This window comes from Anaerotruncus sp. DFI.9.16 (genome assembly GCF_024461615.1).
Lineage (GTDB): Bacteria > Bacillota > Clostridia > Oscillospirales > Ruminococcaceae > Anaerotruncus > Anaerotruncus massiliensis.
Genome location: NZ_JANFZX010000113.1, coordinates 2,501 through 3,500 on the forward strand (window position 1 = coordinate 2,501; position 1,000 = coordinate 3,500).

The 1,000-nt window shown below is 52.7% G+C and carries 1 rRNA gene (only partly in view); it reads right to left on the reverse strand.

Annotation, left to right across the window (positions count from 1 at the left end):
• Positions 1–880: ribosomal RNA gene (locus NE609_RS17095) — 23S ribosomal RNA — on the reverse strand (it extends 1,952 nt beyond the left edge of the window).
• Between the last annotated feature and the right edge of the window lie 120 nt (positions 881–1,000).

A 1,000-nucleotide genomic window follows, 5' to 3' on the forward strand; every position in this document is an offset into this window, starting at 1 on the left:
ATGACGCTAGCCCTAAAGCTATTTCGGGGAGAACCAGCTATCTCCGGGTTCGATTGGAATTTCTCCGCTATCCACACCTCATCCGCCGCCTTTTCAACGGAGGTCGGTTCGGTCCTCCATGGGCTTTTACGCCCACTTCAACCTGGACATGGATAGGTCACCCGGTTTCGGGCCCTATGCATGCAACTTGACGCCCTGTTCAGACTCGGTTTCCCTTCGGCTCCGCACCTGAAGTGCTTAACCTTGCTGCATACATACGCTCGCCGGACCATTCTACAAAAGGTACCACATCACGCCTTGACGCGCTCTGTGTGCTTGTAGGCTCAGGGTTTCAGGTACTATTTCACTCCCCTCCCGGGGTGCTTTTCACCTTTCCTTCACAGTACTATTCACTATCGGTCACTGGGGAGTATTTAGGCTTGGAGGGTGGTCCCCCCGGCTTCCCACGGGGTTTCACGTGTCCCGCGGTACTCTGGATCCTGCCGGCTGTCTCTCTCTTTCGCTCACGCGACTCTCACGCTCTCCGGTCTGCCTTCCCATGCAGTTCAGCTAGAGATTGACAATGCTTTATGCAGTCCACAACCCCGGAAAGATTGCTCCTTCCGGTTTGGCCTATGCCGCGTTCGCTCGCCACTACTTGCGGTATCTCGGTTGATTTCTCTTCCTCGCCCTACTTAGATGTTTCAGTTCAGGCGGTTCCCCTGACGCACCTATTTGATTCAGTGCGCCATGACGGATCGTTACATCCGCCGGATTGCTCCATTCAGACATCCACGGATCAAGGCCTATTTGCGGCTCCCCGTGGCTTTTCGCAGCTTATCACGTCTTTCTTCGGCTCCCAGTGCCAAGGCATTCGCCCTGTGCCCTTTGTAGCTTGACCATGCTTGAATCTTGGTTCTCGTTCGGCTATTGTAGTTTCTATTACCCTATTCCTAGAATAATTTCTTTACTTAGCTTGCAGATATTTGTTTCCATTGTTCAATTTTCAAGGTGCGTTTCA